Here is a 17,466-nt window from a genome sequence, read left to right as displayed (position 1 = left end):
ATACATAACATCACGGCCGTCAAGACCATGAATATTATGCAGCCCGTACGATAGTACGCTTTTGATGCATTCTTACATTGTTCAGTTTTCAGGGAACACATTCTTTGTTTTTTGCGCTGCCTCCTGTATTAACAAAGACAGCTTTTATATATTAGCACATCACCTAGCAATGTGTCAATATATCTTTTTTAAATTTTTTGTCGCATGTTTTTCGCGACTTCTTCATAGTATCATAAACATTCTTATTTGTCAACATTCATTTTACAAACCATTCTCACTGAGTTTATACTCAGTTGAACGTGAAATATTTTATCATACCCTTTTAATACTTGTCAACAACTAACAACCAAAAAGATAAAAGCTGACCGGCATTGCCGGTCAGCAACGTTAATTTTACTCGCGGTGACGCATATGCGGGAACAGAATTACATCCCGTATAGAATATGAGTCAGTTAATAACATGACCAAGCGGTCAATGCCAATACCCAGACCACCGGTTGGCGGCAACCCGTATTCAAGAGCAGTGATATAGTCCTCGTCCATCATATGGGCTTCATCATCACCGGCCATGCGCTGAGCCAACTGTTCGGAAAAACGGCCATGCTGGTCAATGGGATCATTAAGTTCAGAGAAACCGTTGGCGATTTCGCGGCCAAAGATAAACGCTTCAAACCTGTCAGTAATTTCAGGGTTATCTTTATTACGTTTAGCCAGTGGCGATATTTCGGTGGGATGGCCAATAATGAATGTGGGCTGAATGAGATGATGTTCGGCAACCTCTTCAAATACATTATTCAAAATACCACCGATTCCATGTTTCTGCTCATACTTAACGCCAAGTTTATCGGCAATAGCCCTGGCTTCAGCTACTGTTTTGACCTCGTTAAAGTCTACTCCGGCAAACTTCTTAATAGCTTCAGGCATAGTCAGACGGTTCCACGGCGGGGTAAGGTCGATTTCCTGGCCTTGATACGTGATTTTAGTAGTGCCTAAAACGGCTTGAGCTACTCCAGCCACCACTTCCTCTGTCAACCGCATTATAACTTCATAATCAGCAAATGCCTGATACAGTTCAACTATGGTGAATTCAGGGTTATGCTTTATCGAAATGCCCTCGTTTCTAAATACCCGGCCAATTTCGTACACCTTTTCAAAGCCGCCAACAATAAGGCGCTTGAGGTACAATTCAGGAGCAATCCGCATATACAGTTTCATGTCAAGTGCATTATGATGGGTAATGAATGGCCGTGCAGCCGCACCGCCGGCAATGGGGTGCATCATAGGAGTTTCGACTTCCAAGAAGCCGCGATTGTCCAATAATTGCCTCATGGTTTTGATGATTTTGCTGCGCATGATAAAATCATTGCGCACATCAGGGTGAACAATTAAGTCAAGATAGCGCTGCCGGTAACGAGTTTCAACATCTTTAAGGCCATGCCACTTTTCAGGCAATGGCCGGAGTGATTTAGCCAAAAATTCAAAACCATTGGCCTTAACACTAATTTCGCCTTTTTGAGTTCGAAATACTACGCCTTCAACACCTACAATATCGCCGATATCCAGGAGGTGAAACCGCTCATAGGCAGCCTCACCCATCACATCTTGCCGGAAATAAATCTGAATTTTACCAGTCATATCTGCTATATGGGCAAAACTGGCCTTCCCATGGCCGCGCACTGCCATAATCCGCCCGGCAATTCGCACATTTTGTCCCTCTAATTCAGTAAAGCTGTCAATAATATCCTGGGCATGATGGGTAAAGTCATATTTGCGTCCAAATGGTTCAATGCCTTGCGCAGCAATTTTATCCATTTTTTCCCGACGAACTTTCATGAGTTCGTTTAATTCTTCTGCTGCCTGTTGGCTTTCTTGCACTGCATCCACTTCTGCCATGTAATTTCTCCCCTGTCCTGTCTTTCTTGTTCAAAATTAGTGTTGACGCCTGATCTCCAAAATTTCATATTTCAATATACCGGCTGGAACATTTACTTCAACAACACTGCCAACTTTTTGCCCGAGAATGGCTTGGCCTACCGGCGATTCGTTTGAGATCTTAAACTCGGTAGGGTCAGCCTCAGCCGAGCCGACAATAGTATATTCCAGTTCATCGTCGAATTCGAGGTCTTTAAGCTTAACAGTTGAGCCTAACGCAACAACATCGGTGCTAATTTCTTCATCGATGACCTTGGCATTGCGCAGAATTTTTTCTAAAGTAAGAATTTCACCTTCGATAAAAGCTTGTTCATTTTTAGCATCTTCATACTCTGAGTTTTCGCTGATGTCACCAAATTCAATAGCTTGCTTAATACGTTCGGCTACATCCCGGCGGCGGACTGATTTTAAGTGGTCCAGTTTTTGCTCTAATTTTTTTAGACCCTCTATAGTTAGCATAACATCTTTTTCCATGGTGTCATTCTCCTCTTTTCTAAATACTTGCCAAAGGCATTATGCAAATATTATAAATTTTACTTTTGCAGATAGTGTATTCTTTTATACTGGAAATTGCCCTCTTTTCTGGAAAAATCTTGCAGACAGAGCAATCAGGCAATATAAATAGTGTCAAGTAAACACTTGACACTGTTTGATGTTAAGAGGCAGCCTGCCGATATAAGGTCATCCTCCATTTTTCATTATTATAGGCATAAATAACTCGTTTGTCAATATTTTCTAAAGCACTCCTTTCTGCATTTGCTGGGTTTGGGCGGTGGCGTTAGATTTAATTACACTCAATTCTTCGGCGGTTATCGCCCGCTCAAAGCTGCGGAAACCGGCCAGTTTAAAACCATGCTTAGCAGCCAATCTATCAATAGTTTCTACTTGTTTTACTGTTAAGTCCCGCCCTAAAGTAAAGTTTTCATAGCGGCCTTCCAAAGCCAAAATCATGGTTTCAGCCATACAGGCATAAGCAGTCTTAGGTGGAAAGCCAAAGTTAAGTCCAAAATTGACGTTGCCTGGAACTTCAACTACCCCACCTTCAATAACCAGTACATCATTTCGCATTTCAGCTACCCGGCGCGAGACGTTACGTGGCCTGGCCACATCACAAACAATCGCGCCTGGTTTTAAATCCTCCGGCTCAATAATACTGTCAAGCGCGCTAGTTACGGCTACAACAATATCAGCATTCCTGATGGCATATTTAGTATTTGCCGTTACCCGAACAGCTAATCCTGTTGCCTTAAAAATCTGGCTGGCAAGTTTTTCTAATTTATTTTCATCCCGGGCGGCCAGTGTCAAATATCGTACTTCCCGGGCTAAAATCTGGGCACAGGCTGAGCCAATAGAGCCTGTAGCGCCCAAAATAAGCACATTGGCCCGTTCTAAGTCTATTCCCATTACTTTGGCCGCTCGACGCGTGCCTTCCAGTGCTGTAGCCACTGTATAGCTATTGCCAGTTGTTACGGCGATTTTTGAATTACGAGCAACCGTCACACCTGCATCACCGACAATCGAGGTAAAGGCCCCCAGGCCGACAATATTAGCTCCCAGTTTTTCTGCCACTTTACAGGCCTTAATAATTTTATTGATTACATAAGCTTCCGGCATAGTAAGCATTTGCCTAGATGTCAACGGACAACCGACAAACCAGCCCTCGGCCTTATTATATCCCGAATCTATGCCGCTAATGTTGGAGACTTTAAACGGCGGTATGTATTTGATAATACCTTCAACTAGACTATCCGGCCAGTTTTGGGTAAAAGAAAACTTGCGGCTAAAATCTTTGGCTTCCAGCGGATGAACAATAAAGGCAAATTTTTGCAAATACATGCGCCTCCTTTAAGTAAGCTTTTTAACTCTTGGTTCAATGCCTGACCGGTCAATAAGATGTATATAATCTTGATCTGTCAGTTGCTCCGGGCGTTTCCCCGACAAAGCCACCAGCACACCTTCTAAAATATTAGTACCAAATGAACGTCCACCCATTTCAGGAGTAGTAGTAACCAGTGTCCGCACACCCCGGTTCTGTAGCAAGACTTCGTCCTCTTTAGTGACAGTATTGGTAATTACCAGCTTGTCGTGCAGCATCTCCGGCATGTACCGCCTGATAAAGTGAAAATCACCCGCAATAACATCGGCATTCTGAAAATACTGTTCGAATTTGGGCGTAGACTGCGTCTGCTTATCACCGGTAGGATAAAATAAGCTAACAGGAAGCTTGGTGATAACCGGCGCTACAATATTAGCCAGTCTGGATAACCCCCTGAGTGTGCTAATCGGCACAGGCAGTCCCAAGCCAAACATTAAATCGCCGAATACCGCCCGGCTGCCTGCTCCTACTAGCGCTTCAGCCAGGCCAAATCTGTCTACAGCGCACACAACTAACACCTGTTTATCTTTGAAACTAAATCCATGCTTTGATTCCAGATATCCAATGACTCGCCGTTCCAATGTATTTTTGATGGCACTGCCATCAACTACCGGCGTTTTCTTGGCATTGGCGGCTAAAGCAGCCGACTCTCTGAAAGTATACCGTTTGCTACCGGCATAGATATATAGGTCGGTGCCACCAAGGCCAATGGCATCTACCTGGCCGTCCAAATCACGGATTAGGCGCGCAGCTGCAGATTTGTCACCATCAGTACCGATTCTCTTAATAAGAAATTGCTCACCGCAAAACTCAGCTGTTGTAGTGCCGTTGCGGTTTGATGAACCAAGACTAATACTTATTACTTGTTTCATTGATGCCATCCTCCTGGTTAAAACCTGAGCTGTCTGATGAGGGAGCGGATATCTTCTGGTTTAACATATTTATCTTCCGCAATAGGTGATTCACCGATCTGCACTCCAATGACCGCTTTGTCCAACATAGCCTCTATTAGCTTAATACGCATATTGGACCCAATGATGATTACTATGTCATGTTTGCGGACATTAGCAATAATCTCCATAATGGTGTTAAATAATTCGATACCACTTTTGGTTTGGACAAAGTCCCAACGCTCCTGCTCGGATAAAAGAAGGCAATAATCAATGCCTTCCTGTCTGGCTACAGCATATATCTCTTCACAATTTTTCAGGGGGAAACCGATTAAGGCTACACGGCCGCCTTTGCGAATCTCGCCAATGGTTTCAAGACGGGAAACAAAAGTACGGTCAACGCCTACTTGTTGAGCCACCTCCTGCTGCGACAGGCCATTCCGGCGCAATTCAAGAATTCTGTCAACTGTTTGGTGAATTTTTTGGCGGTTGACAATCTTTTCGCCAATTCTCAGCAGCACAGCTTATTCATCTCCCCCCCTTAGTATATGTGCACAATGTTGTGTACATACATATTTTAGCATTTATTATATTGATTAACAAGTTTTTCCACCAAAGGTCCATCGGACAAAAAAAAGCCGTTATTCCCATGGTTCAAAGGGAAAACGGCTTATCACTCTCTTATATGTTTCGATCTTTAACAATGTATCATCATGGGCCATGCCTTTTTTCAATCCTTGTAGTACTCTGACACCCTGCTGCATGGTGAGCCCAATGTCCTCAGTCAATTGCGACATGGTAGCCCGACGGGCTTTATCGAGCGATTCATTAAGAGACTTTCCGGCTTCGATATTGCTGACAAACTCTTGCGCCAGGTAAAATTGAGCCAGATTGGTCATAGGATTGCCGCAAGCCCCGCTGGCTGTCAAACCTAAGACTTCCGGCATAGTGTGCTTAATGCTGAATTCGACGGATTTCTTAAGTTCGTCTGTTTCCCGGCTCATAGACTCGACCAACGTACGGGGTGTACATAGACCGTACGTGTTTAGCGCCCTAATGACCGAATGTTCGATAGTATGAGCCTGTTCCAGTTCAACTAACCCGCCCAGATTGGCCGTCATACTGACTTCACGCCCGGTTTCCAAGTCAGTGCCATAGATGGTAACCGGGATATCGCTTTTGTCGCGGAACTTGGTATAACCGCCTTGCGCCGACCATCCTGCGCCTGATATCGCCGGGTACTCTTTGCGCATCTTTTTTAAGTTGATATGTTCGACATCGCTTGAGTATATATAATTTCCGGATGTCCTCATAGTATGCCAGCGAGCATGGCCCCGCCCTTCAAGCTTAGCCATGATCACCGGAATTTCCGCGCCGGTACCGTCAGCAACCGTCTGGTTCCAGATATTCATAATCCGGACAATCACGCCAACCGGGTACAGTCCCTGTTGATCTACAATCCATGGACAGATGAGAATGTCCCGTCCTATACCGGCATCCATCAGTAATTGCCCACCGCTTTCAATGATAAACATGCCGGTAATTGTCCCGCCCAGCGGCCGTGGCAAAATGCCATTAGCTACAGGCATTATGAGCATGTGCATTTACTTCCTCCGCTTTACTCTAAAATATTAGTTCTAGCAATTTTTATCTACGGATAAACAGTATTCTTCCATTATTCGTATAAAATCGTCCCTGCTTAATGCTTGGTTGAACTTCAGTCGTAGCTCAGCTGAATTGGGCAGCCCTTTGGTATACCAGGCAGCATGGCTGCGCATTTCTCTAATGCCGATATATTCACCTTTGTGTTCAACCAGCATGTCAAGATGCCGGAGCAGCATATTAATACGTTCCGTAAGAGCAGGAGGCGGCAATAATTCGCCGGTAGCCAGATATCTGGCTACCTGGCGGAATATCCAAGGATTTCCTTGCGCTCCCCGCCCTATCATTATGCCATCACAACCCGTCTCAGTCAACATACGTTTGGCATCCTGAGGTGTGCGGATATCACCGTTACCGGTAACCGGAATAGCTACTGCCTGTTTTACCGCCCTGATAATATCCCAGTCAGCTTGCCCTGAATAAAACTGCTCCCGGGTGCGGCCGTGCACACTAACAGCTGCCGCGCCTGCCCTTTCGGCCAGCTTGGCAATATCTACAGCGTTGACCGATTGTTCATCCCAACCTTTACGAAATTTGACAGTTACCGGTACATCACCGGCAGCCTCAACCACTGTTGCAATTATGCGATACGCTAACTCCGGCTTTTTCATAAGCGCTGCCCCCTCACCATTTTTAACAATTTTGGGTGTAGGACAGCCCATATTGATATCAATAATGTCAGCACCAGCCCTGGCGACAATTCGCGCCGCCTCAGCCATGCTGTCAGGCTCTGAACCAAATATCTGCAGAGCCACCGGCCGTTCACGCTCATCTATAGCCAGCATTTTTCTGGTATGAACATTTTCATAAATCAATCCTTTATCACTTACCATCTCTGAATACACCAAGCCGCACCCCATTTCCTTGGCAAGCAAACGAAACGGCAAATCAGTAACACCAGCCATAGGAGCCAAGATGACAGGATTTTTTAGCTGAATTTGGCCGATACGCATATATTCCTCCTAAAAAACACTTAGACGGCTAGAAATGTCCGGAAAATGAGCGCGAAGCCGGACACATTCTAAAAGAGGCGGCCATGTACTGGCCGCCTGCCTGGACATATATTATTGCCGGTTGCGTTCGTAAATAAGCCGGAGACCCTCAAGTGTCAGGAAAGTATCTACTTTGTCAATAGTATGAGATTCCTGAGCAATAAGGTTAGCTAAGCCGCCGGTAGCAATAACCATAGCATTCTGCCCTAGCTCTGCGCGCATGCGGCGGACAATTTCATCAACTTGGCCGACAAAGCCGTAAATAATGCCTGATTGCATACTACTTACAGTATTACGGCAAATAACCGTCTTTGGCTTCACAAGTTCAATACGCGGCAGCTTAGCTGCCCGCTGAAACAGTGCTTCAGTCGAAATACCGATGCCGGGCGCAATGGCTCCGCCCAGGTAATCACCATTTTCGGCCAAAGCGCAAAAAGTAGTGGCTGTGCCAAAGTCAACAATAATTAATGGCCCACCATACTTGGCATAAGCAGCAATAGCGTTTACTATGCGGTCAGCACCAACTTCACGCGGATTTTCGTACTTAATGCAGATACCAGTCTTAACACCCGGGCCGACAACAAGCGGGTCAACATTAAAGTATCGTTGACACATCCTGGTTAATGGCACAATAAGCGGTGGAACGACTGATGAGATGACAATAGCGTCAATATCTTCCATTTTTAAGCCACGATAAGTAAACAGGTTATAAATGAGCATACCATACTCATCGCCCGTCTTTTGCTTGTCTGTCGATACCCGCCAGTGATAGTTTAGCTGTTCTCCCTCATAAACTCCCAAGACAATGTTGGAATTACCAACATCAAACACCAATAACATGAGTAAAAATCCCCCTGCTATATTCTTCCGGCAGCTCAGCATATGCCATCGGCGTTCTTTAGTTTTCCTCAGGCTTTTGCCTCCGACCCACGCTGACTGCCGCTGGACACATAGTCGATATTAATTGTACTTAAAACCAGGGAAATTGTAAATAAGGCTTACATTGACAAATCAATTATACCGGTTGCTTGGCGCCAATCAGCCCGGCTTTAAGCAGCGCCCGGCGCACACGCACGCCAATATAGACGGCAACTGCCGTTTTAACCAAATCAAGCGGCAGAAAAGGCAGCACGGCTAAATTCAGAGCTTTATCCAATGTCATTGCCTTATGCAAAACATACTGGAATGACAGCATAAATCCGGCCAGACCGACTGCGTAAATCACCGCCAGACCGGCAACCATGGCTGCCGCTATGTTTTTATATGTCAGTTCAAAGTGTTCCGCAACATAACCAACAATATACGTACAGACGAAATAGCCCAAAATATACCCGCCGGTCGGACCGATTAAAATAGCTGCCCCCGCCTTTCCCTGAGCAAATACGGGTAATCCGAACACCCCTAACAGTACCCAGACCAAAACACTGGCCGGTCCTAAACGGCTGCCGAGCACAACACCGGCCAACAAGATGAACATGACTTGCAACGTAATCGGTACAGGTCCAATAGGAATGGAAACCTGAGAACTGATGACAATAAGGGCGGTAAACAAACCGGTAAGCGCCATATTTCTCGTGTGCATTAAACCATTTTCCTCCCTAAAACATTCCTGCCGGGCGGATAGACACGTCGCCGGCCAGTACCCGCTCGATGCCGTTTGGAGTCTTAATAAGTAACGCTCCGTCAGCATCAATGTCAACCGCCAGACCGGTAAAGTGCCTTTCAACACCACGTACGTCGACCTGTTGGCCAAGGGTTATTGATTGTTGCCGCCAATCAGCCAGAACCGGAGCAAAGCCTGATGCCTTAACAGTATTATAAGTGCTTTCCAGTTCGGCCAAAATGGCTGTTAACAACTTAACTCTGGAGATCCGGCGGCCGGCAGCAACTGCCAGCGAAGTAGCGGTAGCTGCAATCTCACTGGGAAAGTCCTGTTGATCAATATTGACATTAATTCCCATGCCAATTACCACATAGTTGATGGCATCCATTTCCGCGCTCATTTCCGTAAGGATGCCGACTACTTTACGTCCCTGCCACAAAATGTCGTTAGGCCATTTAATGCCGCAGCCTGTGCCTGTTACGGAATTTATCGCCCGGTTGACGCCAACCGCCGCCATCAGCGTGCATTTAGCAGCATCCATAGGGCTGAACGGCGGCCTAAGCACAACCGACAACCAAATACCTTTTCCCGGTGGGGAAAACCAGCCCCGTGCCAGACGGCCTCGCCCGGTAATCTGAGCTTCTGCCACAACAATGGTTCCCTCCGGGCAACCATTCGTTGCCAGTTTTTTAGCTTCATTATTGGTTGAACCAATTTCGCTGAAATAGTGAATTTCCTGCCCCAGTACAACGCTGGTCAAATGGACCTTAATTTCTTCAGGTAACAGGCGGTCAGTGCTTTGCCGCAGCGCGTACCCAAGGCGAGTGTGCGCCTCAATTTCATAGCCAGCCAGCTTGAGTGCTTGTATATGTTTCCATACGGCCGTCCGCGACACGTGTAGCGCTTGCGAAATTTCCTCGCCTGATATGTACTGTCCGGAATTTTGTTTTAGCAATTCAAGTATTGCCGTCCGCAACGCAGCTCACCCCAAACCGATATTGTCATCTTCATTGTAGTTTATCGGTTAACAATTGTCAATTAGGCAATTTCACCGTGCTGTTCGCTTGTTTTTACCTCAGTAATTTTGTTATCACCGTCAACAAAGACAATTGTCGGTTTATAACTCCTGGCCTCGGTATTATCGATTTGGACATAACTGATAATGATAATATTGTCACCAGGCTGAACTAACCGTGCTGCCGCCCCGTTAAGGCAAATAACCCCCGAACCCCGCTCGCCGGGAATAACGTAAGTCTCCAGCCGGGCTCCGTTATTGTTGTTTACTATCTGGACTTTTTCATTGATAAAAATATCGGCGGCATCTAACAGGTTCTGGTCAATCGTAATACTGCCGACATAGTTTAGGCAGGCTTCAGTAACAGTCGCGCGGTGAATTTTGGATTTTAGCATTGTCCGTTGCACTATTTACCCTCCCAGATCATGTTGTCAATCAGCCTGGTCTTGCCAAATCTTACAGCTAAAGCAATCAGTGTAGGGGCCTCAATTCGCTCCTGCTCCTCTATAGTATTGGCATGACTGACAGATATATAGTCAATTACCGCCAACGGTTCTTTTTCAATAACTGCGCGGATGGCATGAGCAATTTTTCCGGCATCGGTACACCCGTCCCTCAGCATGGTTTCCGCCAGCTTGAGCGAACGCGAAAGGCTAAGGGCCGCCTGGCGCTCCTCAGGTGTTAAGTATACGTTTCGTGATGACATAGCCAGTCCGTCAGTTTCTCTGACGATCGGCATAGTTACAATTTTTACATTCATATTAAGATCTGCGACCATCTGTTTGATAACAACCACCTGCTGGGCATCCTTCTGCCCAAAATAAGCAACTTGCGGCTCGACAATATGGAATAACTTACTGACAACAGTGGCCACTCCCCGAAAATGACCGGGCCGGAAAGCACCGCATAGCCGCTCAGTCACTTTGCGCACGTCAACAAAGGTTAACATATTGGTAAAACCGTTGGGATACATATCTTCGACCCCAGGCGTAAACAAAACATCAATGCCGGCATCAGCAGCCAAAGAGCTATCCCGCTCCAGATCGCGGGGATATACTGAATAATCTTCGTTAGCGCCAAACTGCAGCGGATTAACAAAAATACTGGCAACAGCCACATCGTTATCGGCTTTGGCCTGACGCATCAGAGATAAATGTCCCTGGTGCAAATAGCCCATAGTTGGCACAAAGCCAATACTTTTTCCTGCCAACCGGAATGGCTTCAACAGTTGTTTGAGTTCAGGCACGCTTTTAATAACTAACACAATAACCCCCCTACCTATATTACGTAACCATAATAAAAAAAGAAAAGGTCGCCCCGCCAAAACAGGAAGACCTTTTCATAAGCGCCGAAACGCGCCAGTCGCGGCACAAATGACGTACTGCCATTCCCGTCTCAGTCCCGAAGGCTCTAAGCGGTGGTTATAAAACCATGTATTGTTAGAAGATATCCCTGGTGCGACTCATAAATGATGCCGCCCGCGTTTACAGCTTAGCGAGTATATGATAACATTTTCTACAATAATAAACAACAAGTTTAGCGAGGTGGCTTATGGAACAGATTAAAGTGCTAGTGGCTGACGATGAGCCTAATATACTAGAAGTTCTAAAACTTTATCTTGAGCAGGAAGGTTTTTCAGTATTCACAGCAACTGACGGCCAGGAGGCGCTTACCATTGAGGAAGAATACCTTCCGGATTTACTCATCCTTGACATCATGCTGCCAAAACGCTCAGGCTGGGAGATATGCCAAGCCGTCAGACGTAAAGTACCGATTATCTTTTTGACAGCTAAAAGTGCTGAGACTGACAAACTTACAGGCTTTTCCCTGGGTGCTGACGACTACATAACCAAGCCGTTCAGTCCCCGGGAAGTTATGGCGCGCGTCAAAGCCGTACTCCGCCGCAGCGGCCTGATTGCCGATGCCGGCGCCCGTTTGGAATTTCCCGGCCTGATTATTGATCAAGCCGCCCAGGCAATCCAGTCTGGTGAGGAAAATGTCCAGTTATCACCTAAAGAATTTGAACTCTTAGTTTTCCTGGCCCGCCATGCCAAAATGGCGTTTTCCCGCGATCAGCTGCTAACCAATGTCTGGGGCTATGATTTTGACGGCGCAGACCGTACAGTTGACGCCACAATTAAACGGCTGCGGCATAAAATTGATAACCCCGAGTATAGCTATATTCATACTGTCTGGGGTGTTGGTTATAAATTTGAGGTGTCTGCCAAATGACCAGGTCAATTTTTGGCAAACTGCTGCTTTCCCACTTTGCCGTTATATTAGTCAGCGTCCTGACCTTAGGACTATTGATGTCTTACCTCGTACATAACCACGCTATTGAAAACAAACGGCGCGATCTCTTAGCCAAAGGAAGTGCCGCGGCAGCGATAATTACCCCGATGCTGGCGGCCGGACAGACACCGTCAAACAGAATGCTGGACGCGCTGAGCGACATGGCTGGCGGGGACATCTGGCTAATGGATTCTACCGGGCGGATTATTGCCGGCCAATTACCAACCGGCTGGAAAGAAAGACGCCTGGAAAGGCTGGCTGAGTTGTGGGAAAACGCCGATTGGCAAGACGGTAACGGCACTCACAAAGTATTAAAACCGCGCCGTCGCAGTGATCCGGCAATTATCGCCGCCCTGCCAATAACGCTGCCAGGCAACAATCCGCCGGCAGCCCTGTTTCTCTACGCTCCGGTTACCGGCGTTAACCGCACTGTTCTGGCCCTTGAGTATCTTTTGCTCTACTCGCTGGTTGCCGGTATACTGGCCGCTGTGCTTGTCGGCCTTTTGATGGCCCGCAGTATCGTCCGCCCGCTGGCAAATATCAGTCAGGCTGCTGCCGCTTTTGCCAGCGGTGACTATACCAGCCGTACCACCGCCACACAATCTGACGAAATTGGCCAGCTAGGCCGCACCTTCAACAGCATGGCGTCTGAGCTTGCTCAGATAGAGCAAAACCGACGCGAATTTTTGTCTGATGTCTCGCATGAATTAAAAACACCTGTTGCATCCATCCAGGCATTAGCTGAAGCTATGCTGGACGGATTGGTGAACACCAGCGAACAGCGCCAGCGTTACCTGTCAAGCATCGTTGGCGAAACTAAGCGCATTGGACGTTTAATCGGCGATTTGCTGGATTTGTCCCAGCTTGAAACCGGCGAACTGACAATTGTCCGCGAACGTGTGATGCTCCCGGAACTCATTGCCGGCCACACCGCCAAACTCACGCCTTTTTTAGAAGCAAAATCGCTAACCGTAAATATCATGATTCCTGACGCAGTTCCCCCGGTTATCGCTGATCCTGACCGCCTTGGTCAAGTGCTGGCCAATCTCCTGACCAACGCCATCCGCCATGCTGATCAGGGCTCGGCCATTATTATCGCCGCCCGCACTTTACCGCACCAAGTAGCATTAGACGTCACTAATAGCGGAATTGGTATTCCTCCAGAACATCTGCCCCACATCTGGGAAAGATTTTATCGGGTAGACAAGTCCCGCTCCCGTATTGACGGCGGTACCGGCTTAGGACTGGCTATTACCAAGAAACTGGTAGAAGCCATGGGCGGCAGCATCAGTGCCCGGAGCATACCCGGGGAGACGACTACCTTTACCGTTATTTTGCCTGCAGGTGAAGCCAATGCTGTTCAAAAACCAGTATAGCGCGTGTCCGCAGTTGTCATATTTTTGTCACATTTTTGTCATTTTTTTGTCATATCTTTTCGCTATGATTACCTCAACAGCTAAGAATGCTGACAGATCAATTTAATAAAAGTGGAGGGATATGCATGTTATCCAGACAAACCTGTAAGAAAACAATTGCGGCCGTCGCCGCCAGTGCCTTTATCTTGGTCGGGATTGCCGGTCCTTTGGCCGTTCAAGCCGCGCCGTTTGCCAATGACCGCCCGGCCCACCATGAGCGCCATCAGGTTAACCCCGAACAGGCGGCTAAACGCCTGGCGGCAGCCTTTGAATTAGATGAAGCGCTGGTACTAAAATATCAAAAAGAGGGTAAAAGCCTTAAAGACATCAGCCGGGCTGCCCTTTTAGCCAAGGCCAGCGGCAAATCTTTCGAATCAGTGCTTGCCCTCAAAACCGACAATAATACTTGGAAAGATGTTGCCAATACTTTAGGCGTTGATAAAGAAAAAGCTAAAGCTACCCGTCAGGAGTTAGCGTCTAAACACCTGGCGCAAAAACTTAACATCGCACAAAACGATATTCTAAACCTATTTCAACAAGGCTACCATCACCGCGACATAGCCATGGCCGGAATACTTGCTAATCACAGCAATAAATCGATCGAGCAAGTAATTGCCATGAAAAAGGTTAACAACACTTGGCGGGATGTTGCCCAGGAATTAGGGATAGACATGAAAGAATTAAAAAAAGAAATGAAAAATTTTAGACCAGCTGCCACAACGAAATAGACGACAAAAGGATGAGATGACCACGCATCTCATCCTTTATTATTTCCAGCCGTGATAACCTTAATAAGCCCTTCAATCAGGCCATATATATGCTCGGCTAAATCAACCGCCAATGCTCCGGTGCCGCAGCTAGGCGTCCAGATAATACTCATAACCGCTATATATTGTTCATAAAACTCAACCGCTCAATCATTCCAACCAGGTTCAAACCGGGCAAATACCGGGGCTTTTGGCAGCTCGAGCGTTAATATTCCCATCCTTATGAGTGGTTGAACATATTTATCATGCCAGTTTCTCTCATCATCATAGCCTACCTGCAGATAACTTGCAATAATAAAAAGCAGCTGGAACAACAGTTCCAGCCTTATTTTCAAGCGATTATTTTCTTCTCAGGGCATTATAGAGTTTTGCCAAAGTATTGGCGATAAAAACCACAAGACGGCAGACATGGCTGCCGTCTTTGTTATCATCGTTACGAGCGCGATTCAGCCAAACCAAAACTGTAAACAATCTTGGGCCCAGTACCACTATCAGAGCCAGGTTGGGCATTAACCGGCGGCACATCAACTGGCGGCAGGTCGTCATCCCTATTTGGGTCTTTTTCCGTTATCTTGCCCTGCGCTAATAGCTGCTCAAGTTCCTCGCCTTCAAGCGTTTCACGTTCAATAAGCGCGTTAGCAATCAAGTGCAACTTATCGATATTGGTTTTAAGAAGTTCTTCGGTTTTAGTGTATGCATCCTCAATAAGCCGACGGACTTCCTTATCAATCGAGTAGGCTACTTCTTCGCTGTAATTACGGTCACGGGCAATATCCCGCCCTAAAAAAACTTGTTCCTGGCGACGACCAAACGTAATTGGCCCCAGCACTTCACTCATGCCGTACTCGGTAATCATCTTACGGACCAAATCGGTGGCCCGTTCCAGGTCGTTTTGCGCGCCAGTGCTGATTTCGCCCAGTACGACAGCTTCAGCCACCCGCCCGCCAAGGAGTGTTTTCAGTTGCTCCAACAGTTCGGTCCTGGTAGCATAGTACCGGTCTTCTTTGGGCAGCATCAGCGTGTACCCGCCGGCCCGCCCGCGCGGAATAATCGAGACTTTATGCACCGGGTCGGTATGGGTAAGCATCATGCCGACCAGCGCGTGTCCGGCTTCATGGTAGGCAGTAAGCTTTTTCTCTTTATCGCTAATTACTTTGGACTTGCGTTCCGGCCCTGCTACCACCCTCTCGACAGCTTCTTCAAGTTCAGGCATTTCAATACGCCGCTTATTGCGACGGGCAGCTAACAGCGCCGCTTCATTAACCAAGTTGCTCAAATCGGCGCCGGTAAAGCCGGGAGTGCGCCGTGCCAGTACGTCAAGATTGACTTCTTTGGCAAGCGGTTTCCCTTTAGTGTGTACTTTAAGTATTTCCTGACGGCCTTTTACGTCCGGACGGTCCACTACGATCTGACGGTCAAAGCGACCGGGCCGTAAGAGTGCAGGGTCGAGAATATCAGGACGGTTGGTGGCTGCGATGATAATAATTCCTTCATTTACGCCAAAGCCATCCATTTCGACTAATAATTGGTTTAATGTCTGTTCACGCTCGTCATGACCGCCGCCAAGCCCTGCCCCCCGCTGGCGGCCAACAGCGTCAATTTCATCAATAAACACAATGCAGGGAGCGTTTTTTTTAGCTTGCTCAAACAAATCGCGCACCCTTGAAGCGCCAACGCCGACAAACATTTCAACAAAGTCGGAGCCGCTGATGCTAAAAAACGGCACGCCGGCCTCGCCGGCCACAGCACGTGCTAAAAGCGTTTTACCGGTACCCGGAGGTCCAAAGAGCAATACTCCTTTAGGAATACGCGCCCCCAAATCATTGAATTTCTTAGGATGCTTAAGAAACTCGACAACCTCTTCAAGTTCCTGTTTAGCCTCATCAGCTCCGGCCACATCGTTAAACGTAACCTTGGTTTTTTCTTCTCCATGCAGTTTGGCCCGCGATTTACCGAAGGACATTACCCGGTTACCACCACCCTGAGTCTGCTGCATGATAAAAAACCACACGCCGATTAACAAGAGCATCGGCAAGATGGATGAGAAAATCGTTGTCCACCAGGGTGGCTGTGGCGGCTGCTCCGCCTTGATATCTACACCCTTTTCCCTAAGCTCGTTAATGAGTGTCGGATCGTTTGGGGCAATAGTGGCAAACTCCTGACCGTCTTTTAGTTTACCGCGGATGGTATTGTCAACAATAGTTACCCGCTCGACCTTTTGTTCGTCAACCTGCTTCAGAAACTGGGTATAGCTGATTTCTTGCTTGGGTGTCGTCCGTGATGAATAATAGTCGATTATCGAGATGGCAATAATGATAATCAACAAGTAGAAACTGACATTCCGGAAAAACTTGTTCAACAAGTAGCCCTCCTCTCGCTGGACCACAAAAACGGCATTAGAGCCCGGTTACCATTTACATCGCACTATTATAGCATACTTAATAAAAATTGACAATTAAGGAAAACCATTTATCCCTGATAAGCTGCTGGTTTAAGCACACCAATAAGCGGCAAGTTCCGGTATTTTTCAGCAAAATCCAAACCGTACCCCACAACAAAGTAGTCAGGAATGGTAAAACCGTTATACGCAATCGGTACGTCAACTTTCCGGCGGTCAGGCTTATTAAGCAGTGTGCAAATTTTTATACTGGCCGGTTTACGCGACCATAAATTTTCCATAAGATAATTTAAAGTCAAGCCAGAGTCGATAATATCCTCAACAATAAGCACATGCTTATTTTCCACGTCTTCGTCAAGGTCTTTCAAAATCCTGACAACACCGCTTGATGTAGTCGAAGCACCATAGCTTGATACAGCCATGAAGTCGATAGCCACCGGCAGATTTATGGCCCGGGCCAGATCGGCCATAAAGATGACGGCTCCGCGTAAAACGCCGATCATCAATATCTCCTTGCCGGCATAGTCAGCAGTAATTGCCGCCCCTAACTCTTTAACCCGTGCTGCCAAGTCAGCTTCACTAAATAATATCTTCTCCAGGTCATCCATCATATTATTACTCATA

Annotated in this window: 19 protein-coding genes; 3 read left to right on the top strand and 16 right to left on the bottom strand. The window is 46.9% G+C overall.

What is annotated here, in order from left to right:
• Nucleotides 1-393: 393 nt before the first annotated feature.
• From lysS to panC, 12 genes are all read right to left on the bottom strand, one after another.
• Nucleotides 394-1,893: a lysine--tRNA ligase gene (gene lysS, locus SCACP_RS01885; RefSeq protein WP_425059763.1), complete on the bottom strand. Its 1,500-nt coding sequence runs from the start codon at nt 1,891-1,893 to the stop codon at nt 394-396.
• A 36-nt stretch (nt 1,894-1,929) separates the two neighbouring features.
• Nucleotides 1,930-2,406 (bottom strand): transcription elongation factor GreA, encoded by a 477-nt coding sequence (gene greA / locus SCACP_RS01880; RefSeq protein ID WP_425059762.1) that lies wholly within the window; start codon nt 2,404-2,406, stop codon nt 1,930-1,932.
• 261 nt (nt 2,407-2,667) lie between these two features.
• Complete coding sequence (locus tag SCACP_RS01875) at nt 2,668-3,762, bottom strand: saccharopine dehydrogenase NADP-binding domain-containing protein (protein WP_425059761.1); 1,095 nt, start codon at nt 3,760-3,762, stop codon at nt 2,668-2,670.
• A gap of 15 nt (nt 3,763-3,777) precedes the next feature.
• Nucleotides 3,778-4,680 (bottom strand): quinate 5-dehydrogenase, encoded by a 903-nt coding sequence (locus tag SCACP_RS01870; protein ID WP_425059760.1) that lies wholly within the window; start codon nt 4,678-4,680, stop codon nt 3,778-3,780.
• A gap of 17 nt (nt 4,681-4,697) precedes the next feature.
• Entirely contained in the window at nt 4,698-5,219 is a 522-nt protein-coding gene (locus SCACP_RS01865; protein ID WP_425059759.1) for a helix-turn-helix domain-containing protein, read from the bottom strand.
• A gap of 120 nt (nt 5,220-5,339) precedes the next feature.
• Entirely contained in the window at nt 5,340-6,302 is a 963-nt protein-coding gene (locus SCACP_RS01860; protein ID WP_425059758.1) for a hypothetical protein, read from the bottom strand.
• Nucleotides 6,303-6,335: 33 nt separating this feature from the next.
• Nucleotides 6,336-7,313, bottom strand: a complete 978-nt coding sequence (dusB, locus tag SCACP_RS01855; protein WP_425059757.1) for a tRNA dihydrouridine synthase DusB — start codon at nt 7,311-7,313, stop codon at nt 6,336-6,338.
• Nucleotides 7,314-7,424: 111 nt separating this feature from the next.
• Nucleotides 7,425-8,192 (bottom strand): type III pantothenate kinase, encoded by a 768-nt coding sequence (locus tag SCACP_RS01850; RefSeq protein WP_425059756.1) that lies wholly within the window; start codon nt 8,190-8,192, stop codon nt 7,425-7,427.
• 175 nt (nt 8,193-8,367) lie between these two features.
• The gene (locus SCACP_RS01845) at nt 8,368-8,934 is read right to left on the bottom strand and encodes a biotin transporter BioY (RefSeq protein ID WP_425059755.1); all 567 of its coding nucleotides are present in this window, start codon (nt 8,932-8,934) and stop codon (nt 8,368-8,370) included.
• Nucleotides 8,935-8,950: 16 nt separating this feature from the next.
• Nucleotides 8,951-9,931 (bottom strand): biotin--[acetyl-CoA-carboxylase] ligase, encoded by a 981-nt coding sequence (locus SCACP_RS01840; protein WP_425059754.1) that lies wholly within the window; start codon nt 9,929-9,931, stop codon nt 8,951-8,953.
• A gap of 62 nt (nt 9,932-9,993) precedes the next feature.
• Nucleotides 9,994-10,377 carry an aspartate 1-decarboxylase gene (panD, locus tag SCACP_RS01835; protein WP_425059753.1) on the bottom strand — a complete coding sequence of 128 codons (384 nt, stop codon included), beginning with the start codon at nt 10,375-10,377 and terminating at the stop codon, nt 9,994-9,996.
• Nucleotides 10,377-11,234 carry a pantoate--beta-alanine ligase gene (gene panC / locus SCACP_RS01830; RefSeq protein ID WP_425059752.1) on the bottom strand — a complete coding sequence of 286 codons (858 nt, stop codon included), beginning with the start codon at nt 11,232-11,234 and terminating at the stop codon, nt 10,377-10,379. The genes panD and panC overlap by 1 nt, the downstream gene beginning before the upstream one ends.
• 287 nt (nt 11,235-11,521) lie before the next feature.
• Between panC and SCACP_RS01825 the strand changes: the two genes are divergently transcribed.
• The 3 genes from SCACP_RS01825 to SCACP_RS01815 all read left to right on the top strand — a co-directional run bounded on the left by SCACP_RS01825 (nt 11,522) and on the right by SCACP_RS01815 (nt 14,405).
• Nucleotides 11,522-12,202, top strand: coding sequence for a response regulator transcription factor (locus tag SCACP_RS01825; protein ID WP_425059751.1), 681 nt, complete (start codon nt 11,522-11,524; stop codon nt 12,200-12,202).
• Nucleotides 12,199-13,638 (top strand): sensor histidine kinase, encoded by a 1,440-nt coding sequence (locus SCACP_RS01820; protein WP_425059750.1) that lies wholly within the window; start codon nt 12,199-12,201, stop codon nt 13,636-13,638. Before SCACP_RS01825 ends, SCACP_RS01820 begins: the two co-directional genes overlap by 4 nt.
• Nucleotides 13,639-13,763: 125 nt before the next feature.
• Nucleotides 13,764-14,405: a hypothetical protein gene (locus SCACP_RS01815; RefSeq protein WP_425059749.1), complete on the top strand. Its 642-nt coding sequence runs from the start codon at nt 13,764-13,766 to the stop codon at nt 14,403-14,405.
• Nucleotides 14,406-14,434: 29 nt separating this feature from the next.
• Here SCACP_RS01815 and SCACP_RS01810 read toward each other — a convergent pair whose 3' ends face one another.
• The 4 genes from SCACP_RS01810 to hpt form a co-directional block, all read right to left on the bottom strand.
• A complete protein-coding gene (locus SCACP_RS01810) occupies nt 14,435-14,557 on the bottom strand; it encodes a hypothetical protein (RefSeq protein WP_425059748.1) in 123 nt (40 codons plus the stop codon).
• Nucleotides 14,558-14,590: 33 nt separating this feature from the next.
• Nucleotides 14,591-14,779 carry a hypothetical protein gene (locus SCACP_RS01805; RefSeq protein WP_425059747.1) on the bottom strand — a complete coding sequence of 63 codons (189 nt, stop codon included), beginning with the start codon at nt 14,777-14,779 and terminating at the stop codon, nt 14,591-14,593.
• 98 nt (nt 14,780-14,877) lie between these two features.
• A complete protein-coding gene (ftsH, locus tag SCACP_RS01800) occupies nt 14,878-16,803 on the bottom strand; it encodes an ATP-dependent zinc metalloprotease FtsH (RefSeq protein ID WP_425059746.1) in 1,926 nt (641 codons plus the stop codon).
• 110 nt (nt 16,804-16,913) lie between these two features.
• On the bottom strand, nt 16,914-17,465 hold the full coding sequence (gene hpt / locus SCACP_RS01795; protein ID WP_425059745.1) for a hypoxanthine phosphoribosyltransferase: 552 nt from the start codon (nt 17,463-17,465) through the stop codon (nt 16,914-16,916).
• Nucleotide 17,466: the final 1 nt, after the last annotated feature.

It is taken from the genome of Sporomusaceae bacterium ACPt, from assembly GCA_041428575.1.
Classification (GTDB): Bacteria; Bacillota; Negativicutes; order Sporomusales; family Sporomusaceae; genus Sporomusa_D; species Sporomusa_D carbonis.
The sequence above is the reverse complement of the archived record's forward strand: the minus strand, read 5'-3'. Positions and strand labels throughout refer to the sequence as shown.

Excerpts from the sequence above, each read along its gene's own strand:
- lysS (WP_425059763.1), bottom strand. The coding sequence starts at position 1,893 with ATGGCAGAAGTGGATGCAGTGCAAGAAAGCCAACAGGCAGCAGAAGAA.
- greA (WP_425059762.1), bottom strand. The coding sequence starts at position 2,406 with ATGGAAAAAGATGTTATGCTAACTATAGAGGGTCTAAAAAAATTAGAG.
- SCACP_RS01870 (WP_425059760.1), bottom strand. The coding sequence starts at position 4,680 with ATGAAACAAGTAATAAGTATTAGTCTTGGTTCATCAAACCGCAACGGC.
- SCACP_RS01860 (WP_425059758.1), bottom strand. The coding sequence starts at position 6,302 with ATGCACATGCTCATAATGCCTGTAGCTAATGGCATTTTGCCACGGCCG.
- dusB (WP_425059757.1), bottom strand. The coding sequence starts at position 7,313 with ATGCGTATCGGCCAAATTCAGCTAAAAAATCCTGTCATCTTGGCTCCT.
- SCACP_RS01850 (WP_425059756.1), bottom strand. The coding sequence starts at position 8,192 with ATGTTATTGGTGTTTGATGTTGGTAATTCCAACATTGTCTTGGGAGTT.
- SCACP_RS01845 (WP_425059755.1), bottom strand. The coding sequence starts at position 8,934 with ATGCACACGAGAAATATGGCGCTTACCGGTTTGTTTACCGCCCTTATT.
- SCACP_RS01825 (WP_425059751.1), top strand. The coding sequence starts at position 11,522 with ATGGAACAGATTAAAGTGCTAGTGGCTGACGATGAGCCTAATATACTA.
- SCACP_RS01820 (WP_425059750.1), top strand. The coding sequence starts at position 12,199 with ATGACCAGGTCAATTTTTGGCAAACTGCTGCTTTCCCACTTTGCCGTT.
- SCACP_RS01815 (WP_425059749.1), top strand. The coding sequence starts at position 13,764 with ATGTTATCCAGACAAACCTGTAAGAAAACAATTGCGGCCGTCGCCGCC.
- SCACP_RS01810 (WP_425059748.1), bottom strand. The coding sequence starts at position 14,557 with ATGAGTATTATCTGGACGCCTAGCTGCGGCACCGGAGCATTGGCGGTT.
- hpt (WP_425059745.1), bottom strand. The coding sequence starts at position 17,465 with ATGAGTAATAATATGATGGATGACCTGGAGAAGATATTATTTAGTGAA.